At 69.4% G+C, this 24,870-nt stretch carries 20 protein-coding genes; 10 read left to right on the plus strand and 10 right to left on the minus strand.

Annotation, left to right across the window (positions count from 1 at the left end; genetic code table 11):
* Positions 1–63: 63 nt before the first annotated feature.
* The 4 genes from AMK31_RS31765 to AMK31_RS31780 form a co-directional block, all read right to left on the minus strand.
* Positions 64–1,227: a hypothetical protein gene (locus tag AMK31_RS31765; RefSeq protein ID WP_073944154.1), complete on the minus strand. Its 1,164-nt coding sequence runs from the start codon at positions 1,225–1,227 to the stop codon at positions 64–66.
* A complete protein-coding gene (locus AMK31_RS31770; protein WP_241842784.1) occupies positions 1,224–2,375 on the minus strand; it encodes a hypothetical protein in 1,152 nt (383 codons plus the stop codon). Before AMK31_RS31770 ends, AMK31_RS31765 begins: the two co-directional genes overlap by 4 nt.
* A gap of 453 nt (positions 2,376–2,828) precedes the next feature.
* Positions 2,829–3,137: a hypothetical protein gene (locus AMK31_RS40530; RefSeq protein WP_143204279.1), complete on the minus strand. Its 309-nt coding sequence runs from the start codon at positions 3,135–3,137 to the stop codon at positions 2,829–2,831.
* Between the two features lie 126 nt (positions 3,138–3,263).
* Entirely contained in the window at positions 3,264–3,674 is a 411-nt protein-coding gene (locus AMK31_RS31780; RefSeq protein ID WP_073944155.1) for a DUF6069 family protein, read from the minus strand.
* 325 nt (positions 3,675–3,999) lie between these two features.
* On the opposite strand from AMK31_RS31780, the gene AMK31_RS31785 reads away from it, so the two are divergent.
* The gene (locus tag AMK31_RS31785) at positions 4,000–4,929 is read left to right on the plus strand and encodes an SDR family oxidoreductase (protein WP_241842785.1); all 930 of its coding nucleotides are present in this window, start codon (positions 4,000–4,002) and stop codon (positions 4,927–4,929) included.
* Between the two features lie 332 nt (positions 4,930–5,261).
* Here the strand turns inward: AMK31_RS31785 and AMK31_RS31790 are convergent, their stop codons facing one another.
* Complete coding sequence (locus AMK31_RS31790) at positions 5,262–5,666, minus strand: Zn-ribbon domain-containing OB-fold protein (protein ID WP_385312446.1); 405 nt, start codon at positions 5,664–5,666, stop codon at positions 5,262–5,264.
* A 260-nt stretch (positions 5,667–5,926) separates the two neighbouring features.
* Here AMK31_RS31790 and AMK31_RS31795 point away from each other — a divergent pair, with 260 nt between their 5' ends.
* The gene (locus AMK31_RS31795; RefSeq protein ID WP_073944157.1) at positions 5,927–8,098 is read left to right on the plus strand and encodes an ATP-binding SpoIIE family protein phosphatase; all 2,172 of its coding nucleotides are present in this window, start codon (positions 5,927–5,929) and stop codon (positions 8,096–8,098) included.
* A 59-nt stretch (positions 8,099–8,157) separates the two neighbouring features.
* Here the strand turns inward: AMK31_RS31795 and AMK31_RS31800 are convergent, their stop codons facing one another.
* From AMK31_RS31800 to AMK31_RS31815, 4 genes are all read right to left on the minus strand, one after another.
* On the minus strand, positions 8,158–10,053 hold the full coding sequence (locus AMK31_RS31800; protein WP_073944158.1) for a glycoside hydrolase family 15 protein: 1,896 nt from the start codon (positions 10,051–10,053) through the stop codon (positions 8,158–8,160).
* Between the two features lie 105 nt (positions 10,054–10,158).
* Positions 10,159–11,430, minus strand: a complete 1,272-nt coding sequence (locus AMK31_RS31805; RefSeq protein WP_079187007.1) for an MFS transporter — start codon at positions 11,428–11,430, stop codon at positions 10,159–10,161.
* Positions 11,431–11,443: 13 nt separating this feature from the next.
* Positions 11,444–12,394, minus strand: coding sequence for an alpha/beta hydrolase (locus AMK31_RS31810; RefSeq protein WP_079187008.1), 951 nt, complete (start codon positions 12,392–12,394; stop codon positions 11,444–11,446).
* Between the two features lie 13 nt (positions 12,395–12,407).
* Positions 12,408–13,412, minus strand: a complete 1,005-nt coding sequence (locus tag AMK31_RS31815; protein WP_073944159.1) for an alpha/beta hydrolase fold domain-containing protein — start codon at positions 13,410–13,412, stop codon at positions 12,408–12,410.
* 103 nt (positions 13,413–13,515) lie between these two features.
* Between AMK31_RS31815 and AMK31_RS31820 the strand changes: the two genes are divergently transcribed.
* On the plus strand, positions 13,516–14,523 hold the full coding sequence (locus AMK31_RS31820) for a LacI family DNA-binding transcriptional regulator (RefSeq protein ID WP_073944160.1): 1,008 nt from the start codon (positions 13,516–13,518) through the stop codon (positions 14,521–14,523).
* Positions 14,524–14,607: 84 nt separating this feature from the next.
* On the opposite strand, the gene AMK31_RS31825 is transcribed toward AMK31_RS31820, so the two are convergent.
* On the minus strand, positions 14,608–16,179 hold the full coding sequence (locus AMK31_RS31825; protein ID WP_338013057.1) for an acyl-CoA synthetase: 1,572 nt from the start codon (positions 16,177–16,179) through the stop codon (positions 14,608–14,610).
* 843 nt (positions 16,180–17,022) lie between these two features.
* Here AMK31_RS31825 and AMK31_RS31830 point away from each other — a divergent pair.
* From AMK31_RS31830 to AMK31_RS31860, 7 genes are all read left to right on the plus strand, one after another.
* Positions 17,023–19,050: a DUF6351 family protein gene (locus tag AMK31_RS31830; protein WP_198948606.1), complete on the plus strand. Its 2,028-nt coding sequence runs from the start codon at positions 17,023–17,025 to the stop codon at positions 19,048–19,050.
* Between the two features lie 189 nt (positions 19,051–19,239).
* A complete protein-coding gene (locus AMK31_RS31835; RefSeq protein ID WP_073944236.1) occupies positions 19,240–20,427 on the plus strand; it encodes a lipid-transfer protein in 1,188 nt (395 codons plus the stop codon).
* 2 nt (positions 20,428–20,429) lie between these two features.
* The gene (locus AMK31_RS31840) at positions 20,430–20,888 is read left to right on the plus strand and encodes a MaoC family dehydratase N-terminal domain-containing protein (protein WP_073944163.1); all 459 of its coding nucleotides are present in this window, start codon (positions 20,430–20,432) and stop codon (positions 20,886–20,888) included.
* Entirely contained in the window at positions 20,885–21,295 is a 411-nt protein-coding gene (locus tag AMK31_RS31845; protein WP_073944164.1) for a MaoC/PaaZ C-terminal domain-containing protein, read from the plus strand. The genes AMK31_RS31840 and AMK31_RS31845 overlap by 4 nt, the downstream gene beginning before the upstream one ends.
* A gap of 14 nt (positions 21,296–21,309) precedes the next feature.
* Positions 21,310–22,140, plus strand: coding sequence for an SDR family NAD(P)-dependent oxidoreductase (locus AMK31_RS31850; protein WP_073944165.1), 831 nt, complete (start codon positions 21,310–21,312; stop codon positions 22,138–22,140).
* 16 nt (positions 22,141–22,156) lie between these two features.
* Entirely contained in the window at positions 22,157–23,302 is a 1,146-nt protein-coding gene (locus AMK31_RS31855) for an acyl-CoA dehydrogenase family protein (protein WP_073944166.1), read from the plus strand.
* 19 nt (positions 23,303–23,321) lie between these two features.
* On the plus strand, positions 23,322–24,506 hold the full coding sequence (locus AMK31_RS31860) for a TetR/AcrR family transcriptional regulator (protein ID WP_073944167.1): 1,185 nt from the start codon (positions 23,322–23,324) through the stop codon (positions 24,504–24,506).
* Positions 24,507–24,870 lie beyond the last annotated feature (364 nt).

Consider the following 24,870-nt stretch of genomic DNA (forward strand, 5'->3'; position numbering starts at 1 on the left):
CACCCTACGCGATCAAGTCATTACTGAGGGTTATTTCACTTTGGGTCGGGCTTGCCGCAGGAGTCAGCGGCTCCCGCTCGGCCGTGGCAGTTCCAGGTTCAGCGGGCCGCAGCCGAGGCGGGCGGCCTCGGCTTCGACGTAGCGGGGGAAGAGGGTGCGTAGGTCCGTGCTCATTCCGCTCTCGTTGGCCTGTACGAGGAACACCGTCGGGCCCGCCTGGCAACGGGCCTCGAAGATGCCGAGGTTGGGGCCGAGGCCGCCGAAGCCGAAGTCGGAGTGCACCCGGTCGCCTTCGTTCAGCGTCATTCTCGTGAAGAGCGCTGCGAGCCGCGGGTCCTCGACGGTCATCAGGCGCTGTTCCGGCTGCGAGCCGGTGATGTCCCGGTCGCAGGTGCGCACTGGGCCGTGCCCGTCGGTGATCATGGGGTACTGGTCCGGCTTGCGCTTCTTCCCCAGGGTCAGTCCCTTGACGCCGCAGAGCGCGTCCGGCTTCTCCGTGCGGGTGTAGCGGGCGGCCTTGGGCAGGCGTTCGACCGGGTCGGCGATCGTGCCGGTGCAGCCCAGGTCCGTGCTGACCTTGTTGACGAGCTTCACGACCACGCGGGCCATCCAGTCCCGATCCTCGGTACGCGGCTCCAGGTCGCTGATCCAGTCGCCCCGGGTGATGTCCACGACGGTCGGCCCGTCGAGGGTGCCGGGGCGGCCCAGGCAGCCGTCCGGGATGGCGAGCCAGGCGCGGTTGTCCGAGGCCATGCCCAGGAGGCCGCCGCCGAGCGGGGTGAGGCGGGCGGAGAGGAACTCGTCGACCCACTTGCTGTTGTCGCCGGTCCGGTCGTTCAGTTGGTGCACCCGGGCGGTGAGCGCCCATTGGTCGCCGTCGCTGTTCGTCAACTGGCAGTTGCCGGTGGGGCCTTCCGAGTGGTCACCGAGCACGGGCGCCTCGACCGCCTTGACGTCCTCGGGCTCGCGGAACACCGGAGCGAGGTCGTCGCGGGACAGCGCGCCCCAGCACACTTCATCCGGCGCGAACGGCCCGGCCTGCGCCTGCCAGGCCATACCGCCGACGCCCAGCAGCGTCCCGGCGAGGCCTGAGGCCAGCAGCGGCCGGACCCGGCCGCGCAGCAGTCTGCGCCAGTGCCACCGGGGCAGGCGCGGTTCGCTGAGCTGCTCCCGGTCCGCGGGCAGGGGCTGCTCGTATCGGTTCGACTCGTCCGCGGTGCTGGTCACCGGGCGGCTCCCTTGGGTGCGATGGGGGCGCAGCCCAGGCGGGCGGCGGCCGCGTTGGCGAACGCGGCGAGGTGGTCGGGGTCCGTGGAGACGCCCATCAGGAAGGTGGCGGGCCGGCCGGCGCAGTCGGCGCGTACGATCGCGTGCTCCTTGCCGATCCTGCCCGTGCCGCGCCAGCCGCGGGCCACGGGGCGTTCGCCGACGATGCCGTCGAACACCGCGGCCAGCCGGGGCTGCGCGACCATCGCCAGCTGCAGGTACGCCAAGCCGTCGCGACTGCCTTGGACGCTGCACGTCTGCAGGTCACGGGTGGCCGCGCCGGTCTGGTCCTCGATGTCGTCCGTGTCGAGGTGCAGGCCCCGGATGCCGCAGACGTCGCCGGCGCTGAAGATGAGCTCCCGCTCGCCAGGCAGGTCGTAGACCGGCGAGCTGACCTTCAGCGGCTCGTCCGGCGCGCAACCGGCTGCCTCCATGCCGTGGTTGGCCACCGCGACGAGCAGCACCGCAGCCTGACGGACACCGCCCAGATCGGCCGGATCGCTCTGGGCGGACGAGGAGTCGCTGGTGTACGTGCCGGACGCGCGCATGGTGACGACGGTCGGCCGGCCGTCCCGCGTATCACAGGATTCCGGGAGCACCAGCAGGCCGCCGCGCCCGTTCACCGTGCCCGGCAGGCCGTCCGGGAGCGGGACCATGTTGCCGCCCAGAAAACCGTCCTGGATCATCTTGAGCCGGGCTTCCGCGGCCTTGGGGACCGGGCCGTACTCGACGGACACCTGCTGATCGACGGTTACCTTGTCGCCGTCGTAGCTGCTCTCGAAGTCGCTGGCGATGGAGACCTTGCACGTGCCGATCGGGCGCTCGCGGGTGGGCGTCGTCTCCTCGCTGGTGCGTGACCCGTCGTCATCGTCGCCGAAGGCCTCGTCGCCGAGGAAGCCCGGGCCGCTGTCCTCCTCCCATGCGCCCCAGCAATAGCGGTCCTTCGGCCACGGCCAGGTGTCCGCCGCCCACGTGCCGAACCCGGCGCCCGCAAGCGCGAGCACCAGCGCGGATACCAGCGACAAGCGGCCGCGCCTGCTGTGCGGCAGCGCCCGGCGCAGCCGACCGGGCGCCGCGGGCGCCGCGGACGCTTCCTCTGTCTCACTCACCCCGTGATCCCCCTCCGGCGCAGGCAGACGCCGCGAACCCGCCCCCCAGTGCGCCCTTTCCCGTAACCACACACTCACCCACGGGCACACCAAACAGCGCGTGCCCTGCCCGTCCGAGCGGGCACCCGCGGATCTTGGCCAGCAGTGTAGTCATTTGTTGACAGCAGCAAAGGCGCTGCCAGCCTCGGACACCGAATCGACCGGTGAAACATTCCCCGTCGGTCCGACTCACCCCTCAATCTCGCCAAGGCCAGTCAACGCCCTGAAACACGGCATCGATGTCGCAACAGGAGAGCCTGCGGCTCCCAAGTTCAGGAACCACCGGCCCTCTTGCGGCAGAGGCTTGCCCTGTACGTCGGTGCGTGCCGGGCGGCGGCTTTTGTTCGGATGGCAGTCGCCTTCTCGACAACGGCCTCACGCACCTTCGCGTACGCGACGGCTCTGTCCACTCGGCTACCCGGAAAACGCTGCTATGTCGGCCAGACTTGCAAACGGCGTTGTCATCGGCCACGGTGCACGTTCTTCGCGGCCCGTCCATGTCAGGTGGACCACAGCCCGGGGGTACGGCCTGTTCGCGACGCTGAACAGGACATCGTCACACCCTTCGCATCGCGCCACAGCGGTGGCCTTCGCCCCGTGCAGTGGGTGACCAAAGGAAAGCTCACGCTGCAGTTCAAGTTCGAAGCCGTGCATGCCGTTGCCGTCGTCGGGCACCCACCATGGAGCGGGCAGGAGGGACGGGTCTTCCGGCATGTGCTGCATCACGGCATCCTTGCAGAACCCACTGGGGCGACATCGAACGGCCGGACAGTCCTAGATAGCCGTCTGTCTTTGATAGCCGTCTGTCTTTACTGGTGCTGTGCGTGGGCGGCGCACTTGGTGCTGCGGTCACCCCCCAACGGCATCGGCTTCCACCCCGGGAGACCTGCCACCCAGCCCGGGTATCAGCACCGCCGCCACCGCTAGGTGCATCAATGCGAGGGAGATCCGGGTGCCGCCGTCCATGCCGTCGCCGATGAACGGCAGGAAGGACGCGGCCAGTACGACGCCGGCCACCCCGGTCCAGATGGCGCGGGCGTGCCGTGCCCCGAACCGCTCCAGGGCGGCCAGCAGTCCCCAGCCGGAGAGCGACGCGAGCAGTGCGACGGCCGCCACGGGCACGGCGCCGATGTCGAGCGTCTGCTCGCCGTCGGTGATCCGCAGCCGGTGCCCCAGCAGAGGGTCCGCGACCAGCCACACCAGGACGGGGACCAGGACGGCCAGGGCCGTAACCCCCAGGCGCCTTCTCCGCGCACTCACTCGGCGCGCCCCGAGACCGCCCCGTCTCGTTGGGTTCTGTCATGAGTGCGACACTGCGGAGTGAGTGCTCACTCCGTCAATGGATGACCGCTCTCACGGCGAGCAGAAGCTGGTACAGCTACATGCCGTCGGTGGCCGTCGCCGAGGGATCAGCTCACGCCCCTCCGCCTCATCGAGATCTGCTGCCGTGCCGGCTGCCACGCTCGTGGAGCCCGACCCAGCGACTCGACTGTTTGGCCTCATCTGTCACGGACACGCGTGTTGGGGCGCTACCGGACCGGTGGCGCGAGAGGTACACCCACTTGCTTGCGAAGGGATTCGATCGATGCCGCAGGAGAAGGCTATGGGCCGGGCGCCGGACGAGCCGCCGACGATGCCGCAGGAGGAAGCGGAGATTACGCCGCCCTACCGGTTCCAGCGCCAACAGCGCCCTGGCCTGGAGGCGGAGATGGAGGTGAGGCCGCGCTACCTCGCCCCGAACTACCGCGGCTCCGGAAAACTTCAGGGGAAAGTCGCTCTCATCACGGGAGGCGACTCCGGTATCGGTCGCTCCGTCGCCGTGCTCTACGCCCGTGAGGGAGCCGACGTGGCTGTCGTCTACCTCCCCGAGGAGGAACGGGACGCCGCCGAGACGCGCGAGGCGGTGGAGAAGGAGGGGCGCACCTGCCTGCTGCTGCCCGGTGACCTGTGCGATCCGTCGTTCTGCGCCGACGTGGTGGAACGCACCGTCGCCGAATTGGGCGGCCTCAACATCCTGGTGAGCAACGCCGCTTACCTCAACAGTCAGAACGATGTCACGGACCTGACGGCCGAGGACTTCGACCGCGTCTTCAAGACGAACGTGTACGCCTACTTCCACCTGGTCATGGCAGCCTTCCCGCATCTCTCCCATGGCGACGCCGTGATTGCCACGGCCTCCGAGGAAGCGCTCAAGGGCAGCGAGATGATGATGGACTATGCGGCTTCCAAGGCCGCCATGGTCCTCTTCACCAAATCCATCGCCTCGCACCTGGCCGGCCGCGGTATCCGCGCCAACGTCGTGTCCCCTGGCCCCACCTGGACCGTGCTCAATGTGGCGGGTCAGCGATTTCCCGATGACTACCTCACCAACCTGGGCAGTTCGGCCCCCATGGGCCGCGTCGCCCAGCCGGAGGAGGTCGCTCCCGCCTACGTCTACCTGGCCTCGGATGCCGACTCCAGCTTCACGGTCGGAGAAGTGATCGCCGTCACCGGTGGCCTCACCGACACTCGTTGAGGTCCAACGCGGCTCCCGCGCCCGGGGGTTGAGACGTCGAACACCTTCCGAGTCACGGGAGTCAAGGGAGTTATCGCCTCGCGAGAAAGCCCCAGGCCGGGAAGCCGTCCCGGTCCAGGACCATCTCGTGATTCCGTTGTCGGCTGTCGGCTGCGGCTGTGGGACCGCCGGAACGCCATCTGGCCGCCTGGCCTAGCGGGCAAGGAGCCCCTTGGCGACGTGTGTCACCTGGATCTTCGTCGTCGGAATGCGACCGTGCCGCTGGGCCGACGCCCGGAAGTTCCGCACCGGCGGCGGCTCCTGCGGCCTGTGAGACTCAATGGCGGCACTGCTCATTTATGCCTGTCGTCCAGCAACCTGAAGAGCGGTTCCTGCCGAACCGAATCCTTGGTCGTGAACAACTGGACCCGGGACCCGGTGGGGATGCCCACGGACACTCCCATCACGCGGCCACGCACCACGAACCCTTCGGCCATTTCGACCAGCGACACATTGCGCGCGGAGGGCGTGTTGCACAGGATCGCTCGGGAGTGTCGCACCGTGCCGATGCCCTGGCTGGGTTCCGTGCGCAGCTCCGTACTCTGGCACGCCGGACACAGGAGCCGGTTGTAGGAGACCGTGCCGCACCACGTGCAGCGTTGGAAGTACAGGGTCGTTGCCTCGGCCTCATCGGACTTCCGGAGACCTGCGGCCATGCCTGTCGTCGGATGACTGGTGTCTTCTGCGCGCTCGTACACGCGGTCAGCTCCCTCGGTTCATCTGTCGTACCTCGTACCTCGTGCCGCGGCACCCCGCCGTTGAGGACAGTCGGGAGACCGAGGCCGCGCGAGACCTGGATGCCGATGCACAGGAGGTCATGACCGCGACAGGCCTGTGACGATGATCGGAACTGCCGCTCCGCTTGACCGAAACGCTCATCCGTTGTCACACCGGGGCTAGCGGAGGAGCTGGGTCGGCCCCGGTGGCACGCGACCTCGCGCGTGCGGACAATGCACTTATGAGGACCGATGTCGACGCGTTCCTCCGCCGCCTGGCTCAGGAAATCAGACCGCGGACGAACGACTCGGTCGACGCCTTGCTGCAGCGTTTGCGCAGTGAGTTTCCCCAGCCATGGCAGTACGAGGACTTCGCCGCCATCGCGCGGGAGGACGCGGCCCAGCACGTCGCCAGGTTTCTGGACGTACTCGAGCACGGCCTCGACGCTGCCGACGTCGCCGCGGCGCCGCCGCATGCCATGGAGGTCTCGCGGAAGCTGGTACGGAGCGGCGTGCCCCTCAGCACGCTTCTGCGCGCCCACCGGCTGGGCCACGTCGTCATGTTCCAGCTGATCTGGGCGGAGGTCCCCAGGCTCACCGCCGACCCGGAACTGATCAACGCCGCGGCGATGCGCCTGATGGAGGCGGGTTCCGCCTATGTCGACCGCACCGCCGAACACATCGTCGCGTCCTACCAGGAGGAGCGTGACCGCTGGCTGCAGCGGCGGCTCGTACTGACCAGCGAGGCAGGCCGACGGATCGGGACCACACTCGACATCAGCCACACCGCTCAGGAACTGGCGGACGTCGGCACCGGCGACTTCGCCGACCGCGTCACCGTCGACCTCCTGGTCTCCGCCCTCCCGGACTCCGGCGCGCACCCTCCGCCGGACCCGACGCTGCTCTGCCGTGTCGCACAGCAGTCCGCATCGGGCGGCGCCCCTTCGCAGCTCCCCCTGACGCCGGGCAGCACGCACACCTATCCACCGGAGTCGGAGCCGGCCCGTGCGCTCGCCACTGGCCGGCCGGGGCTGCACCGCGTCATGGCCTCCGACGCCCCCACATGGTGGGCGCGGTCCCCGGACGGCGTCCACTCGGTGCTGCTGGTGCCCCTGCTGGCCCGCGGAGACACCCTGGGCCTCGTCCAGTTCTTCCGTACGGGAAGCAGTACGCCCTTCGACGACGACGATCTTCTCCTCGCCCAGGAAATCGCGGCCAGAGCGGCGGTGCACCTCGACAACGCGCGGCGGTACACCCACGAGCACGCCACCGCGCTCACCCTCCAGCGCAGTCTGCTGCCGCAGCACATGGTGGAGCAGTCCGCCGTCCTCGCCGCCTCCCGCTATCTCCCCAGCGGGTCCCGCGCGGGTGTGGGAGGGGACTGGTACGACGTGATCCCGCTGTCCGGAGCCCGCGTCGCCCTCGTCGTGGGCGACGTCGTCGGCCGAGGCCTGCACGCCTCTGCCACCATGGGCCGCCTGCGCACGGCCGTCCGTGCCTTCGCCGACATCGACCTGATGCCCGACGAACTGCTCACCCACCTCGACGACGTGGTCATCCGGCTGCAACGCGAGGAGGGCCAGGACGCGGGTGAGACCAGCGCCACCTGCCTGTACGCGGTCTACGACCCCATCTCCCGCGTGTGCTCCCTGGCCAGCGCCGGACACGTGCTGCCGGCCGTGGCGAGTCCGCCGGCACCCGACAGCGACGGCCCGGCCCTCAGATCGGTCGACCTCCCTGACATGCCGATCGGGCCGCCCCTCGGCCTGGGAGGGCTGCCCTTCGAGACCACGCAGTTCACCCTGCGGGAGGGCAGCCTGCTCACCCTGTACACCGACGGCCTCATCGAGAGCCGCACGCGTGACGTGGACGTCACCCGGACGACTCTGTGTGACGTCCTCGCCTCGGCCCCGGAGTCGCCGGACGAAATCTGCGACCGTCTCCTCGCCTCGCTGCTGCCCACCCGTCCCGCGGACGACGTGGCTCTTCTGGTGGCGCGCACACTGGCGCTCGATCCCGGTCGTGTCGCCACGCTCGACCTCCCGTCCGACCCCGCGACGGTCTCCACAGCCCGCAGATTCACCTCCGACACACTGACCTCCTGGGGACTGGACGACCTGTCCTTCATCGCGGAACTCGTGGTCAGCGAGCTCGTGACGAACGCGGTCCGCTACGGCGAGAGCCCGATCCAGCTGCGGCTGATCCGTCAGCCCACCCTCACCTGCGAGGTCTACGACGCCGGAAGCACCGCTCCCCACATGCGGCGAGCCAGGACCTTCGACGAGGGCGGCCGTGGCCTGCTCCTCGTCGCCCAGCTGACCGAGCGCTGGGGCACACGGCACGGCCGCGAGGGCAAGGTGATCTGGGCGGAGCAGCGCCTCTCCGCCGAAGGGCCCGACCGCTTCGGCCTGTGATCGCCGGGCCGCCCGCCTTCCGCGCACGAGCCCGGAAAAACCGCGACGTGGATGAAGGCTCACAGGAGGCGAAGTGCAGTGTCGATGAGGGGCACGTGGCTGAAGGCCTGAGGGAAGTTGCCCACCTGGCGCTTGCGGCGAGGGTCCCATTCCTCGGCGAGGAGGCCGACGTCGTTACGGATGGCGAGGAGCCTTTCGAAGAGCTCACGCGCCTCCTCGACTCGGCCGATCAGCGCCAGGTCGTCGGCGAGCCAGAAGGAGCAGGCCAGGAAGGCACCCTCGTCGCCGGGGAGACCGTCAACGCCCGCCTCCCCGCCGGAGGTCGGGTAGCGGAGGACGAACCCATCGGGGGTGAGAAGCTCGCGCTGGATGGCCTCGATGGTGCCGATGACGCGCTTGTCGTCGGGTGGCAGGAAGCCGACCTGGGGGATCAGGAGAAGGGCGGCGTCCAGTTCCTCGGAGCCGTAGGACTGGGTGAAGGTGTTGCGGTCGGGGTCGTAGCCGCGTGCGCAGACGTCCTGGTGGATCTCGTCGCGCAGCAGTCGCCAACGGTCCAGGGGGCCGTCGGTGGCGGTGGTTTCGAGGAGCTTGACCGTGCGGTCGACGGCGACCCAGGCCATCACCTTGGAGTGGACGAAGTGCCGGCGCGGGCCGCGGATCTCCCAGATGCCCTCGTCCGGTTCACGCCAGTGCTGCTCGAGATAGGCGATCAGGCGCAGTTGGAGGAGGTTGGCGTAGCTGTTGGGCGCCAAGCCGGACAGCTGGGCGAGATGGAGGGCCTCCACCGCCTCGCCGTACACGTCGAGTTGCAGCTGTGTCGCCGCGCCGTTGCCCAGGCGGACCGGAGTGGAGTTCTCGTAGCCGGGCAGCCAGTCGAGTTGCGTCTCCGTCAGCTCTCTTTCGCCGGCGATGCCGTACATGATCTGGAGGTTCTCCGGGTCGCCTGCGACCGCGCGCAGCAGCCAGTCGCGCCAGTCGCGGGCCTCGTCCCGGTATCCGGTGCGCAGCAGCGAGGAGAGGGTGATGGCGGCGTCGCGGAGCCAGGTGTAGCGGTAGTCCCAGTTGCGCACACCGCCGATGTCCTCCGGCAGGGAGGTGGTGGGCGCGGCGACGATGCCGCCGGTGGGCGCGTAGGTGAGGGCTTTGAGCGTGATCAGGGAACGGATCACGGCCTCTCGGTAGGGGCCCCGGTAGGTGCAGTGCGCGACCCATTCGCGCCAGAAGTCCTCGGTCGCGGTGAGCGCGGCCTCGGCGTCCGTGCGCACGGGCGGGGGCAGATGGGAGGCCTGCCAGGTCAGCGCGAAGGCGACACGTTCACCGGAGCCGACGGTGAAGTCGGCATAGGTGGTCAGGTCCCGGCCGTAGGTCTCGGCCTCGCCGTCCAGCCAGACCGAGTCGGGCCCGGCCACCGCGGCCGTGCGCTGCTCGTGCCCGTCGTCGATCCGGCGCACCCAGGGCACGACGCGTCCGTAGGCGAAGCGCATGCGCAGAGCGGAGCGCATCCGCACGCGGCCGGAGACCCCTTCGACGATGCGGACCATGGTGGGGCTGCCGACGCCTTCCGTGAGGTGGCGCGGGGGCATGAAGTCGATGACCCGGACGGAGCCGCTGGGGGTGTCCCACTCCTGTTCGAGGATGAGGGAGTCGCCGCGGTAGCGGCGGCGGTCCGCGGGCGGGGCGGGCGCCGCGGCGCCCGCCGGGACGCGCCGCGCGCCGGTGTCCTCGAACAGCGCGTCGCCGCGGTGGTGCGGCTCCTCGACGGGTTCGGCGGCGGGCGAGGAGCCGGCCGGGCCGATCCTCCAGAAGCCGTGCTCATCGGTGCCGAGCAGCCCGGCGAAGACCGCCGGGGAATCGAAGCGGGGCAGGCACAGCCAGTCGACAGCCCCGTCCCGACTGACCAGGGCCGCGGTCTGCATATCGCCGATGAGCGCGTAGTCCTCGATGGGGGCTGCCACGTGGTTCTCCAGTTCACAGGGGTGTTGCGAGGGGATGCGGGGTCGGCGCGGTGCCTTGCGGTGCGCCATGCGTGCCGTGGGCACCTGTCGCCGGTGCGCCGGCTCCTACGGCACGCTCTTGATGGGCAGGACAGCCAGTGCTCCGAGTGCCGAGGCGGTCACCGCGGCGATGAACAGGGCGGTGTAGTTCGGCCCGGCGTCCCCGATGGCCAGCAGCACGGTTGCCAGCGCGGGGACGAGGAGGGCGGGCAGCTGATAGGAGAGCGCGATGACGGCCAGGCCGGTGCCGGCGTCGGTCGAGTCCGGCAGCAGCTCGGTCATCATGGCGACGTCGACGGAGACGAAGGCTCCCTGGCCCATTCCGGCGAGGGCGATACCCACGGTGAAGAGGGTCAGGTCGTGAGCGAGGAGGCTGATCAGCAGTCCGAACGCGGTGAGGAGCGCGGAGCTCCACACGATCGTCCTGCGTTTTCCGGTGCGATCGGAGATCCAGCCGAACAGCAGGGTGGTGACGACGCTGAAGGCGAAGAACACGCCCAGCACGGTGCCCTGTCTGGAGGGGGCGTCCTCGGAGGCGATGCCGAGCCGGTCCGTGAGGAAGTACAGCAGATAGGTGATCACCGAGACCAGGGACATGGTGACGAGAAGCCGGCATGCCCAGGCCCAGGCGAAGTCCTTGTGCCGTAGCGGGTTGATCCAGTAGCTGCGCAGCAGGCTGCGCCAGTCCACGGGCACGGGCTCGGTGCGCACGATGTCGTCGAGTACCAGCACCAGGCCGATACATGCGACGAGTGAGATCGCGGCCGGTATGCCGAACCAGTACAAGGGGTTGCCGGGCAGTGCCCCCACCAGGGCACTGCCGACGACCGGTGCGATGCCGGTGCTGAGGCCGAACGTCGCCGCGACGCGGGCGCGGATCCTGGTCGGGATCTGATCGGCGAGCAGCGCGTTGAGCGCCATGCTCGTGGCGGCGAACCCTGCCTGGGCGAGCCCCCAGCCGGCGATGATCACCGAGACATGAGGCGCCAGTGCGAGGACGAGCATGCCGGATGCTCCGACCAGGGCGCCGCCGAGAATGTAGGGCCGTCGGATACCGGCGCGGGCGGTGGAGACGTCGCTGAGGCGGCCGAGCGGCGCCGTGATCAGGACGACCAGTACGCCGCCCAGGGCTATGGTCAGGGAGAGCATCTGGGTCTTGTGCGCGGGGTCCAGTTCCGACAAGCGGAGCGGGATGCTGACCGTCGGCGCGGAGATGCCGGCGAGTGCGACGCCGAAGTAGGCGAACACGAACAACGGCAGGAACAGCGCGGGCTGTCGGCGGCCCCGGAACGCCACCGGTGCGGCGTCCTGGGCCTGTTCTGCTATGGGGGAGACCATCGTCCTGCCGTCCTCAGTCGTGGAGCGTGCGCAGGACCGCGGCGACGGCCGCCTGCGCGGTGCGTGCGGTCAGGGACACCCGCTCGTACAGGCCGCCCTCGTGGGGCAGGCCCACCAGCCGCAGCGCTGCCACCGGCACCCCGGCAGCGGCGAGGGCGGCGGCGTAGGCCTCGCCGTCGCCACGGAAGGGATCGCACTCGGCGGTGAGGATGTAGGCGGGCGGCAGATCGCTGAGATCTTCGGCGAGCAGCGGTGAGACGTAGGCGGTCCGGCGGTCTTCGACCCGGGGGACGTAGTCGTCGATCATGCGCTCCAGGACCGCCCACTGCTCCTGTGTGAGCTCGATGGCATCGCGGTCCGTGTGGGAGAGCGTCAGGTCGAGTCCGGGCACTTCGAGGATCTGCAGCCGCAGCGGGTGCCGTGCCCGGTCGCGGTTGACGTGGGTGAGCGCGGCCACCAGGTTCCCGCCCGCGGACTGCCCGGAGAGTGCCATGCGCGCCGGGTCGACGCCGAGCGCACCGGCCTCGCGCACCAGCCACTCCAGAACGGCGTAGCCCTGTTCGAGCGCTGCGGGGTAGGGGTGCTCCGGAGCGAGCGCGTAGGAGATCGCCGCGACAACGATGTTCGCCTCGGCGGCCCGCACGGCACAGTGGGTGGCGACGCTGGGGTGATGGATGCCGCCCTGGCGCCAGCCGCCGCCGAAGAAGTGCAGGCAGACCGGCAGGTTGAGGTCGGCCGCCGGCTCGCGCGGGTAGTACAGGCGCACGAGCACGTCCGGGTGGCCCTCCACGGGCACGATGTGCTCGCGGACCGGCAGTTCGGGCCCGCTCGCTCCGAGGTGCGGATACACCGCCTGCTCGTAGTCCAGAGCGGCCTTGCGCAGTTCCTCGATGTCGTCCGTCGCCGGGGGGCCGGGGACGCCGAGCGCGGCGAGGGCCCGGATCAGGTGGGCGTCGATGGGCATGATGTGTCTCCGATCAGGAAAGGGGGCCCGTTGTACGGCGGGCCCGGTCGTGCAGGAAGTCGATGACGCGGCGCTGCCACTCACGTGCGGTCGCGGACGTCCCGGTGATCGACGTCGAACCGTGCAGGTGCCCGGGAGCGCGCCAGGTCAGGGTCGGCACACCGGCTTCGGCGAGCCGGGCGGCGTAGCGCTCGCCGCTGTCGCGCAGCGGATCGAACTCGGCGGTGAGGACCAGTGCCGGCGGCAGCGCGGTGAGGTCGGCGATCTCGGCAGGCGCCGTCCAACGGCCGGGCGCCGGATCAGCCGTGCCCAGATAGGCCGCACGGATTTCGGAGAGGTCCCCGAAGTCGGACAGCGCGCTGAACCGGCGGTAGGAGTCGTCCTGCTCGATGTGCAGGCTCGCCCCTGGGACCTCCAGCACCTGGTGGTCCAGCGGCAGGCCGTTGTCGCGGGCGTGCGCCGCGACCAGCCCCGCGAGGTTGCCGCCCGCCGAGATGCCGCCGATCCCGATCCGGCCGGGGGCGATCCCGAACCGCGGCGCCGACTCGATGAGCCAGCTCAAGACGTCGACGCAGTCCTCGAGTCCGGCGGGAAAGGGGTGTTCGGGGGCCAGCCGGTACTCCGCGGCGAAGATTTCGGCACCGCTGGCCACGGCCCGGTGGCGGAGCAGCCGGTCGTTGACCACCTCCCGGACGCTGCCCAGGACGAAGCCGCCGCCGTGCAGGGACAGGTGGCCGAGCCGCGGCCGGTCGTCCCCCGGGGGCTGGTACCTCAGGACCGTGACCTCCCCGGCCCGGGTGGGGACGCGGTACTCCGTCACCGCGCACTGCGTGTCGCCGGTCAGCGTGAACCGTCTGGCGAGGGCGTCGGAGAGCTCGTGTGCCGCGCTGCGGCGCAGGGCCGGATCGGGCGATCGCAGCTCGGGGATGCCGCCCGCGATCTCCTCGACGGCGACGAGCCAGTCCACGACGGCCGGCTCACATCCCACGGCGCGAGCCAGGTCGGTGACATCTACCATCGAACCTCCATCGAAGTGCTTCGACGAAGACTTTAAGCGCCGGTAGAGCGCCTGGTCAACAGCCGAATCACCCGCGCCGGACTTGTTCGGCTAGGGTGCTCACGTGGGACGTAGCGACGTGACGATCTATCAGGTGGCGCAGGCCGCCGGCGTGAGCATCTCGACGGTTTCGCTCGCGCTGAACCACCCGGAACGGGTCAGCCCGAAGACCCGCGACCGGGTCATCACGGTCGCGGGCGAACTGGGATACCGCTCCGGCGCCACCGTGTCCGAGCGCGCCCGCCGCCGCAGCGGCCGGATCGCCGTGGTGGCGCCGTTCAGCAGCTATGCGACGTACCGGACGCGCCTGGTCGGCATCCTGGAGACCTTCGGTCCCCACAACATCGAGGTCGTGGTGCACGACGCCCCGCCGGCCACCGAGTCCACCTCTCCGCTGCTGGAGACCCTGCCCGTCCGCGGCGATGTCGACGGACTGCTGATCATGGGCGTCCCACTCGGCCAGGAGGGCGCCGACCGACTCCACCGCTGGGGACCGCCGACTGTGCTGGTCGACTCCGTGAACGCCGAGTTCACCAGCGTCACCTTCGACGACGAGCAGGCCGGATACCTGCTGGCCACCCACCTGCTCGGGCGTGGCCACCAGCGCCTGGCCTACCTTCACGAGCCCTACCAGGCGACGGCCTTCACCTCCGCCGGCCTGCTGAGACTCAACGGAGTGGCCCGCGCGCTGCGTGAGGCAGGCAGCACCGAACCCGGCATCGAGGAAATCGCCCTGGCGGGCAACGATGTGCCCTCAGCCCAGGCCTACGCCGCCGAGTTCGCCCGCCGTGCCGAACGGCCGACTGCCGTCATCGCCCACCACGATCTCCTCGCCGCGGGCTTCCTCTCGGGGCTGCGCGCCGCCGGGATCAAGGTGCCCGACGAGATCGCCGTGGCGGGCTTCGACGACGGACCGCTCGCAGAGGCCCTCGGACTCACCACCATCCGGCAGCAGTTCGCCGAATCCGGCCGCCATGCCGCGGAACTGCTGCGCTCCCTGATCGAGAAGCCGCAGCAGACTCCCTTGCGCACACTGCTCGTTCCGCAGCTCATTGCCCGCGAGACCACCTGACCGGGCGTTTCCCGAATCCCGGGCGTCCACGACCGGGCGTCTGGGCCGCCTACGGCACGTGGCTGACCGGCGCGGCGCGTCCGGTCAGTGGACGGAGCGGTCGTTCTGCGCCCAGTGCCGTTCGCGCAGTTCGCGCTTGAGGATCTTTCCTGCCGGCGAGAGGGGCAGGGCCCGGGTGAACTCGACGGTACGGGGCGCCTTGTAGCCGGCGATCAGACTCTTGGTGTGCTGCCGGAGCTGTTCCGCGGTGAGCGTGTGTCCTGCTCTGAGGACGATGACCGCATGGACCCGTTCGCCCCAGTCGGCGTCCGGTACGCCGATGACGGCGCAGGCGGCGACGGCCGGATGCTGGGCGATCGCGTTCTCCACCTCGGCCGAGTAGACGTTCTCGCCACCCGAAATGATCATGTCTTTGAAGCGGTCGACAACGAATACGTAGCCCTCGTCGTCCATGTAGGCGCCGTCACCGGTGTGCAGCCAGCCCTGGCGCAGGACCGCGGCGCTCTCCTCGGGCCTGCCCCAGTAGCCCTGCATGACGTGGTCGCCCCGCAGGGCGATCTCACCGACGGTTCCCCGTTCCACTTCACGGCCCGCAGGGTCGACGATCTTCACCTCGCCGTGCGCTGCCGCGCGCCCGGCCGAGCGCAGCCGCCGTCCCGCGGCGTGATCCGCCCCGGTGAGCAGGGTGGCGATGGGTGCCGCTTCGGTCATGCCGTAGGCCTGCACGAAGTCGACGCCGGGGAAGGCGTCCATGGCGCGCTTGAGGACCGGCTCGGGTATGGGGGACGCCCCGTACACGATGGACCGCATGCTCGACAGGTCGTACTCGTGCAGACTCGGGTGGTCGACGAGAGTCTGGATCATCGTGGGCACGAGCAGCGCGGACGTGGTGCGGTGCGTCTGGATCGCCGACAGCACCGCCTCGGGTGAGAATCCCGGCAGGATGACGTGGGTGCCGCCGACGAGGTTCTGCGCGTTCCACAGGGCGAGGTCGGCGAGGTGGAACATGGGGGCCGAATGCAGCATGCGCCCGCCGGAGGCGGCGATCCCGCCGCTGACCTGGCTGCCGAGGGCCGACAGCGCCATGTTCGAATGGCTGAGCATGACGCCCTTGGGCGTGCCTGAGGTGCCGCCGGTGTAGAAGATGCCGGCCAGCGTCTCTCCCCCTTCCTCGCTGCCCGTCTCGGGGGCCGCCGCGGCGTTCTCGAGCAGATCCTCGTAGCCGAGCATTCCGGCGGGAGTGGGGGCGTCGCCGCAGTGCACGACCGCGGCGACGGGGGCCTGGAGGTGGGCGACGTGGTCGGCGAACGCGTCGTCGACGAACAGGACGCGGACACCGCAGTCGCGCAGCGCGTAGTCGATCTCCTGGGTGCTCCAGCGGATGTTCAGGGGAACGACCGCGGAACCGATCCACCAGGTGGCGAACAGATACTCGTGGTACCGGTCGGAGTTGTGAGCCAACATCGCGACCCGGTCGCCCGGTTGGGTACCGAGGTCCTGCAGGGCACCGGCAAGACATGCGATCCGGTCGACCGACTCGCGCACGGTGCGGACGCGGTCACCGCACGCGGTCAGCGGGGCGTCGGGGGACTGCTGGAGCATACGGCGCAAAGGCTGAGTGAGGTGCATTGCGCCTCCCTTCTCGAGTTGAGTCATCGCACACTCCTGACCGGCAGGATGGCGAGGGCGGAGATCAGGACGAGCGCGGTGGCGAGTCACGCTGAAATCAGCCGTCCGGCCCGGTGGCGAGCACAGACAGGGACAGGCGCCGGCGCCTCGGCTGCGGGGGATCGGGCCATTTGGCTAATTACGATTAACTTATGGCCTCGCGTGGCGAGCTTGTCAAGGGTGTCGCCGAGCGCGAATCCCGATCAGTGAGCGGTCAGCATGCACGTTCGTTCCGGCTACCACTCATTAACATCTCGGGATGCTCCAAACGTCAGCAGCCCCGGAGTGGGGGCGGGCGGACGTCGCCCTCACGCTGAGTTCACCGACCTCGACCCACGGTGATGCCGCCCGCGGAGCGGCTGCGTCGGCCGGTCGTGCGCCTGGAGCTCGTCCCCTCTGCACGCCCCTTGACTCATTCTGAACCCCCACACTACAAAGTTAATGCTGATTAGCCGGAAGGGGAGAGGTGTAAGGCGAAGGGGGCAAGGCTGGAACCGTCCTCCCGCATCGTGCGGATGACCGTTGCCGACAGGGGTAACCGCCTACTCGGCCGAGGTCGATCACGCTCGACCCCAACCGACTCACCTCAGTGCTGTGAATCCGCGTAAGCGCGACGACCGGGGAGCCGCTTCAAGCCATCGTCGCGACAGCGACCGACACCGTCGAACTCGCGCGCCCACCACACCGCGCTGACCGCCTTCCGATACGCCACGCTGTCCGACCACCAGCACGCCTCAAATGTCGTTTTCTCGAATGTATGGGACGCATATGCACAAAAAACGTCGCCGCGTTGTGAGCCTCGTCTGCGCCGCAATGGTGGCCACAGCGCTGATGCCGGACCGAATGGCGGCGGGTGCGGACGAGCCGCCACCCCGTATCGCGCTCGCCTCGACTCCAGACCGAGGCCAGACCAGCGGCGGGGACGCGCTCGTGCGGATCACGACGGACGGCCATCAGGACCCGGTGGTCGTGAAGGTGAACGGTCGCGCAGCCAACGGATTCCGGCGGCAGCCGGACGGGAGTCTGCTGGGCCTGGTCACCCGCCTGAAGAACGGCAGCAACAGCATCACCGCCGAGTCCCGGGGCCTCACCTCGACTCGTACTGTCGTCAACCACCGGTCCACCGGCCCCGTCTTCTCCGGCCGGCAGGCCACACCCTTCTACTGCGAGACGACCGCGTTCGGTCTCGCCCCCGCCGAACAGCCGTCCTGCTCCGCGCCCACCAAGGTCGGCTACAAGTACCGCAGCAAACTCGGGGTCTTCCTGCCTCTCGCCGACCCGGAGCAGCGTCCGATCGACCTCGCCACCGCGACCGTGCGCGGGCGGACGGTGCCGTACATCATCCGCGTCGAGACCGGCACCATCAACCGCGCCGTCTACGAAACCGCCGCTCTCCACGACGGCTCCGACCCTTCGCCCCTGAAGCGGAACAAGAGTTGGAACGGCAGGCTGATCTACACCTTCGGCGGTGGCTGCTCGGGCGGACACCACCAGGGTGCGCAGACCGGCGGGGTGCTCAACGACACCTTCCTCTCTCAGGGCTACGCGGTCGCCTCCTCCACCCTCAACGTGCTGGAGACCAACTGCAGCATCCCGCTCTCTGCGGAGACGGCGATGATGGTGAAGGAGCATTTCGTCGAGACCTACGGACCGGTGAGACACACCATCGGCTGGGGCGGGTCCGGCGGCGGCATTCAGCAGTTCGGCATCGCTGACGCCTACCCGGGGATCCTCGACGGGATCATTCCGATCGTCGGCTTCCCGGACCCCTTCACGCTGGAGAAGAGCGTCGCGGCCGACTGCAAGCTGCTCACCCACTACTTCGCCGGTGCCGGAAGCTCATTCACCCCCGAGCAGCGCGACGCGGTGACCGGGATGCTGGAGTACGCCAGCTGCATCGGTGCGGAGAACATCGACACCCGCACCCCGACCAAGCGCTGCGACAAGTCCATCCCGTTCACGGCCCTGTGGAACGCCGAAGCCAACCCTGGCGGTGTGAAGTGCACGATGATGGAGGCCTACGCCAACCAGTTCGGCCGCGACCCTGAGACCGGCTTCGTGCGCAGCACCCTGGACAACGTCGGAGTGCAGTACGGCCTCAAAGCACTCAACAGCAAGCAGATCAGCCCGGCCCAGTTCATCGCGCTCAACTCCGCCATCGGCGGATACGACTACAAGGGCGCGTTCGTGGCGCGGCGTTCCCAGGCGGACCCGAAGGCACTGAAGGCCGCCTACCGCGACGACCTGCTCAACAGCATGCGGCTGGGGCTGCGCAGCGTGCCGATCATCGATCACCGCATCCACACGGACAGGGTGCCCTTCGACGTCCACACCGCCCACTGGTCCTACGTCACGCGGGCGCGGCTGCGGGCAGCCAACGGGACGTCGGCCAACCATGTGATCATCGAAAGCAAGCTGACCGTGGGCGAGAGGCAGACCGCTGACGCCTATGTGGTGAAGTCGATGGACCGCTGGCTGACCAACATCGAAGCCGACGGGTCCTCGCGCAGCAAGCAGGCGAAGGTCATCGCGAACAAGCCCACCGGGCTCTCGGACGGCTGCTACCTGACGCCCACCAAGCGGGTGCACGCTCCCCTCACCTATCCAGCCAGCGGGCCATGCGCGGAGGAGTACCCCATCAGCGCGGACCCGCGGCTCCAGGCCGGCGAGCCGCTGGCCGAGTCCACTCTGAAGTGCGCGCTGCGTCCGGTGGACTTCGACGACTACCGAGTGAGCTTCACCGAAACCGAGAAGGCACAGCTGCTCGATGCCTTCCCGACGGGTGTATGCGATTACACCCGGCCCGGCCCCGGCCAGAACGAGCGGCCAAGCACCTGGAGCGACTACAGCGACCGCTGAAGCAGCCACACCCACCGCAGCACGTCCCGCCGGTCCCGAAGACCGGCGGGACTGTGTCATGTGCATGGGTGCCCGATCTTCTGATTGTGAATGAGGACTAGTAAGACGCAGAACACATCCTTGGCATCTACCTTGCTGCTTCTGAAGAGCACAGTGTAAAAGTGATCCGTGACTAGCCAGGAGGGCATGATGACCGAGAGGGTTTTCGTGGCCGGGGTCGGCATGGTGCCGTTTGCCACCCCGAGCAGGAGCGCGAGCTACGACGTGCTCGCCGAGCACGCGGTGCGGGCGGCGTTCACCGACGCCGGTGTAGACCTCGCCGCGGTGCAGCAGGTGTACGCCGGCTATGTGTACGGCGACTCGACGAGCGGGCAGAACGCGGTGTACCGGGTCGGCATGACCGGGGTGCCGGTGATCAACGTCAACAACAACTGCTCGACCGGTTCTTCGGCACTGTTCCTGGCCCGGCAGGCGGTGGCCTCGGGGGCCGCGGACTGCGTGCTCGCGCTCGGGTTCGAGCAGATGCAGCGCGGTGCGCTCAAGGGGCACTGGGACGACCGGCCGAGCCCGTTCGCCCGGTTCGACGACATCGTCGACGAGGTACAGGACGAGGCCGCCCGTGAGGTTCCGATGGCGCCCCGCTACTTCGGCGGAGCGGGCGTGGCCTACAGCGAGAAGTACGGCATGGATCCGGCGGTGTTCGCGCGGATATCGGTGAAGTCGCGCAAGCACGCCGCGGCCAACCCGTACGCCGTGTTCACCGCACCCGTGACCCTGGAGGAGGTGCTGACCTCGCCGAAGATCTTCGGGCCGCTCACCCGCCTGCAGTGCTGCCCGCCGACCTGCGGGGCCGCAGCGGCCATCGTGGTCGGCGAAGAGTTCGCCCGCGCCCACGGGCTGCGTACCGACGTGGCGATCACCGCACAGGCGATGGCCACGGACACGCCGAGCTCGTTCGACGGGGACCTGATGCGGCTGGCCGGCTACGACCTGACCGCGTCGGCGGCCCGGCAGGTCTACGAGTCGGCGGGCGTGGATCCGCGCGACATACCGGTCGTCGAGTTGCACGACTGCTTCACCACCAACGAGCTGATCAGCTACGAAGCGCTCGGGCTGACCGATGAGGGAACCGCGGAGCGGTTCGTCCTCGACGGCGACAACACCTACGGCGGACGCGTGGTGACCAACCCGTCCGGTGGCCTCCTGTCCAAGGGGCATCCGCTGGGCGCGACCGGGCTGGCTCAATGCGCGGAACTGGTCTGGCAGCTCCGCGGCGAAGCCGGCGACAGGCAGGTGGACGGCGCCTCGCTCGCCCTCCAGCACAACATCGGTCTCGGCGGTGCGGCCGTCGTCACGCTTTACCAGAAGGTGGGCTGAACATGGCCATCGACGCGGACGCCGCACTCGCCTACCGGTTCGAGCCGCAGGTCGTGACCGTGGAGCGCGGCAGGCTCGCCTTCTTCGCGAAGGCCACCGGGCAGCGCGACCCGGTCTACAGCGACCTGGACGCGGCCCAGGCGGCCGGCCACCCGGACCTGCCCGTACCGCCGAGCTTCTACTTCAGCCTCGAGCTGGAACGTCCCGACCCGTTCGACTATCTCACCGCGCTGGGCGTCGACCTGCGCAGGATCCTGCACGGCGAGCAGTCGTTCACGTACCACGCGATGGCGTATGCAGGGGACCGCCTCACGCTGCGCTCGCGCGTGGTGGACCTGACCGTCAAGAAGAAGGGCGCGCTCGAAGTGCTGACCAAGTCGACGAGCGTGCTGCGCGACGATCAGATGGTGGCCGAAGCCGTCACCGTGATCGTGGTCCGCAACCCGGAGGGCGACCGATGACCGTGACCGTGACCAAGGACGTGGCCGTGGGGACGCAGCTCCCGCCGCTCACGGTCGAGCCGATCTCCCGCGCGACGCTCGCCCTGTTCGCCGGAGCGTCCGGCGACCACAATCCGATCCACATCGACATCGACGTGGCCCGCTCCGCCGGAGCGGAGGACGTGTTCGCCCAGGGCATGCTCTCCATGGCCTATCTGGGCCGGATGCTGACCGACTGGGTGCCGCAGGGGCGCCTGCGCGCCTGGCGGGTCCGCTTCTGCGCGATCACCCCGGTGCACGGCCGGCCGACGTGCACCGGGCGGGTCGTGTCGGTGAACGCCGCCTCGGAAGCCACCATCGCCCTCGAAGTCACCCTCCCCGACGGGACCGTCACCCTCGCCGGTGACGCCGTCGTCGACCTCACATGAAGGAAGAGCACACCATGGGAAAGCTGGACGGCAAGGTCGCCATCGTCACCGGTTCCGGCCGCGGCATCGGCGCCGAGATCGCGATGAAGCTCGCCGCCGACGGCGCCGCCGTCGTGGTGAACGACCTCGACGAGCGGCCGGCCAAGGAGACCGTCGCCGCCATCGAGAACGCCGGCGGGCGGGCGGTCGCCTGCACCGGCAGCGTCACCGACCCCGAGTTCGCCGAGCGCTTCACCCAGACCGCGGTGGACCGGTTCGGCGGACTCGACATCATCGTCAACAACGCCGGGTACACGTGGGACTCGGTGATCCAGAAGATGACCGACGACCAGTTCGACGCCATCGTCGACGTACATCTGAAGGCGCCGTTCCGCATCCTGCGGGCAGCGCAGCCGATCATCGCCGGGCTGGTCAGGCAGGCGACGTCCGAGGGCGCGCCGGTGCCCTGCCGGAAGGTCGTCAACATCTCCTCCATCGCTGGCCTGGGCGGCAACGCGGGGCAGGCCAACTACGCCGCCGCCAAAGCCGGCGTCACCGGGCTGACCAAGACGCTGGCCAAGGAGTGGGGGCGCTACAACGTCACCGTCAACACCGTCGCGTTCGGGCTGATCACCACCCGGCTCACCCAGGCCCCCGCCGACGGACAGGAGAGCATCGACGTGGACGGCAGGCAGATCAAGGTCGGCGTCAACCCGGAGCTGCTCGCCACGATGGAACGGATGATTCCGCTCGGGCGGGCGGGCACTCCCGCCGACGCAGCCGGCGCCGTCTACCTGCTGTGCACCCCCGAGTCCGACTACGTCAGCGCGCAGACCCTCGTCTGCGGCGGTGGCTTCACCATCTGAGACCCCGAGGCAGACCATGCGACGAGTCCTGTTCGAATCCGAGCACGAGGCATTCCGCGACAGCGTCCGCAGCTTCATCGACAAGGAGATGACCCCCAACTACGGGGCATGGGAGCGGGCCGGCATCGTCCCGCGCCAACTGTTCACCGCGGCGGGGCGCCTAGGCCTCTTCGCCTCCGTACCCGAGCAGTACGGCGGCGCCGGCATCACGGACTTCCGGTTCCACACCGTGTTCTGCGAGGAGGCGGCCCGCGCGGGCGTCGCCCCGGCCGCGGTCGGGCTGACCCTGCACGCGGAGGTGTGCATCCCCTACTTCCTCGGGCTCGCCACCGACGAGCAGAAGCAGCGCTGGCTGCCCGGCCTCGCCGACGGCACCCTGATCGCCGCGATCGCCATGACCGAACCGGGGACGGGTTCGGACCTGTCCGGCATCCGCACCCGAGCGGTGCGCGACGGCGACGAGTACGTCGTCAACGGCAACAAGACGTTCATCACCAACGGCATCAACGCCGACCTGGTGATCACCGCCGTGCGCACCGGCGAACACCCGCACAAGGGCCTCAGCCTGCTGGTGATCGAACGCGGCATGCCGGGCTTCGAACGCGGCCGCAACCTGGAGAAGGTCGGCATGCACGCGCAGGACACCGCCGAGCTGTCGTTCACCGACGTGCGCGTGCCGGTCGCCAACCTGCTCGGCGCCGAGGGCGAGGGCTTCTACGGCCTGACCCGCAACCTGCCCATGGAGCGGCTGGGGATCGCGGTCGCCGCGCTCGCGCAGGCCACCGCCGCGGTGGAGTACACCATCGACTACGTCCGCCAGCGCACCGCCTTCGGCAAGCCGATCGGCGCCCTGCAGCACACCCGGTTCCGGCTCGCCGAGCTCGTCACCGAGATCGACGTCACCCAGCAGTTCCTCGACCGCTGCGTCATCGAGGCCAACGACGGCACGCTGAGCCCGGTGGACGCGGCCAAGGCCAAGTGGTGGGCGACCGAACTGCAGGGACGCGTGATCGACGCCTGCGTCCAGATGCACGGCGGCTATGGCTATATGCTCGAATACCCGATCGCCAGGGACTGGATCGATTCACGGGTCTCCCGGATCTACGGAGGCTCCACGGAGATCATGAAGGAGATCATCGGCCGCTCCCTCGAACTCGGCTGACACTACCGAGGAGGACCCGATGCCCCAGCCCTCGCCGGCACGGCGCGGCACCCGTCCCCGCAACCGGCGCGAGCTGATCCTCGCCGCCGCGGCCGACCTCTTCGTCAAGCAGGGATACTCGAAGATCGCCATGGCGGATCTCGCAGGCGCGGTCGGCATCACCCCCTCGGCGCTGTACAGGCACTTCAAGGGCAAGCAGGAGATTCTCGCCACGGTCCTGGCGGCCGGGCTGGAGCCGGTCCAGACCCTCATGAACGCACTGGACCCGGCCGATCCGGCCGCCATGGCCGACCTGGCGAGCTGCGCACTCGACACCCGTTCCCTGAGCCTGATGTGGCAGCGCGAGGCACGCAACCTCGCTCCCGAGGCGTACCAGCCGCTCAGAGACGACATCCGCACCATCGGGCGGCAACTCACCGGCTTCGTCCACGAGGCCAGGCCCGGCCTGGCCGACGCCGACGCCGACCTGATCGCCTGGTCGGTCATCGCCGTGCTCACCAGCCCGTCCTTCCACCGCCTCGACCTACCGCGCCCGGCCTACGAGCAGTTGCTCGCCGAGCTCGCCGGTGCCGTCCTGGCCACCGACCTGCCCGTCACGCTCGCCTCCCCACCCTCCACGTCCAGCCCCGCGGGCCTCACCCCGGCCTCACGCCGCGAAGAACTGCTCGCCGAAGCCGTGCGCATGTTCGCCACGCACGGCTACGCCGAAGTCGGCATCGAAGACATCGGCAACGCCGTCGGCATCGCCGGCCCCAGCGTCTACAACCACTGGCCCACCAAGCTCGACCTGCTCATCGCCGCGCTGCGCCGGGGAGCCGCGACGCTCGCGATGGACGCCGCCTCCACCTACCGGCAGGCGACCGGTCCCGCCGACGCCCTGCGTCGGCTGCTGCGCTCCTACGTCGCGCTCAGCCACACACATCCCGAGATATTCGGTCTGCTGATCACCGATCTCGACCACCTGCCCGACACCGAGCTGCACGCCATCAAACAGGCACAGCACGAGTACGTCAGCGAGTGGGTCCACGTGCTGCGCCTCGACCAGCCGCACCTGGATCCGGTCGCTGCGCGCATCCGCGTGCACGCCGTGCTCGGTCTCGCCCACGACACCGCGCGCACCTCCCACCTGCAACGCAACCCGGCCGTGCCCGCAGCCGTCGAAGCCATCGGCGCCCGCCTGCTCGGCCTGCCGGCCGTCCGCTGACCGCGTACTGGTCCGATTGGCTCCGACAAGACTTCCGGCGTGACCACCGCTCGGCCTCGTAAGGGCTACGACCAATTCACTTAGCGAGGTCGTCTCCGCTTGACATGCCGAAAAGATGTCGTGAAACTCTGATCTCGGAGGCTAACGGTGATTCGCAAACCGCGGCCTCCCGAGGTCGGCGGGCAGCGCCGGCATGAGCCCCCCGATACCCGCCCAGCCCCCGCCAGCCTGCTGTGGCTGTGCTCGGCGGAACCAGCGGAACCGGCCCAAAACCGGGGCCACGCTCTTACCAAGCCCCCACGCATGCACGGCAACTACGTCGACAGGCCGCTGCACACCCACCGGCTCTACCCGAACCGGCCGA

The sequence above is a fragment of the Streptomyces sp. TSRI0107 genome (genome assembly GCF_001905845.1).
GTDB lineage: Bacteria > Actinomycetota > Actinomycetes > Streptomycetales > Streptomycetaceae > Streptomyces.